Origin of the sequence: Acidovorax sp. FJL06, from assembly GCF_003852545.1 — a bacterium.
Classification (GTDB): domain Bacteria; phylum Pseudomonadota; class Gammaproteobacteria; order Burkholderiales; family Burkholderiaceae_C; genus Acidovorax.
On the sequence record NZ_QAJR01000080.1, the window covers coordinates 1 to 977 of the forward strand.

Genomic DNA, 977 nt, shown 5'->3' on the forward strand with positions numbered 1-977 from the left:
GGCCGGCCAAACAGATAGCCCTGGAACCCCTCACACCCATGCAGCCTCAGGAACGACAGCTGCCCCGTCGTCTCCACCCCCTCGGCCACCACCTCCAAATCCAGACTCTTGGCCAGCGCCAGGATCGTGCGCACGATCGCCGCGTCGTTCGGGTCCGACAGCACGTCCCGCACGAAGCTCTGGTCGATCTTCACCTGGTCCAGGGGCAATCTCTTGAGGTAGGACAGGGACGAGTAGCCCGTGCCAAAGTCGTCCAGCGCAAATCCCACCCCTTCGCTCTTGAGCTGCACCATGCGTGCGATGGTGTCTTCGATGTCTCCGAGCAGCAGGCTTTCCGTGAGTTCGAGTTTGAGTTTGCGGGGGTCGGCGTTGTGGCTTTTGAGCGTTTGCAGCACTTCGGCCACGAAGCCTGCCTGCCTGAATTGGCGGGCGCTGACGTTGACGGAGATGGACAGGTGGGCGGTGCTGTCGTGCTGGCTCCAGCGCTGCAGTTGTTCGCAGGCGGTTTGCAGCACGTATTGGCCCAGGGGCAGGATGAGGCCAGTCTGCTCGGCCAGGGGGATGAAGTCGCCGGGGCTGATCATGCCGCGCTGGGGGTGGCGCCAGCGCACCAGGGCTTCGGCCCCCATGAGGCGGGCGTGGTGGTCTACCACGGGCTGGTAGTGCACGAGCAACTCGTTCCTGGCCAGGCCTTGGCGCAGGTCGGCTTCGAGGTTGGAGCGGGCGTTCACGGCCGCTTGCATGTCGGGGTCGAAGAAGCGTTGGGTGTTGCGCCCTGCAGCTTTGGCCTGGTACATGGCCAGGTCGGCGCGTTTGAGCAGTTCGTCCACTGTCAGGCGTTCGTCGCCAAACAGGGTGATGCCGATGCTGGGGGTGCTGTAGTGCTGGGCGCCGTCGAGTTCGAAGGGCTGGTTCAGGCTGGCCAGGAGCTTTTCGGCGACGGTTTCTGCCTGGGTGGCGGCGCTTTGCAGTTCGGG

1 protein-coding gene is annotated in these 977 nt (G+C 64.6%); it reads right to left on the minus strand.

The features are described 5' to 3' along the window. The coding region (locus DBV10_RS22580; RefSeq protein ID WP_148090351.1) for a bifunctional diguanylate cyclase/phosphodiesterase at nt 1-977 on the minus strand (977 nt) is incomplete at both ends.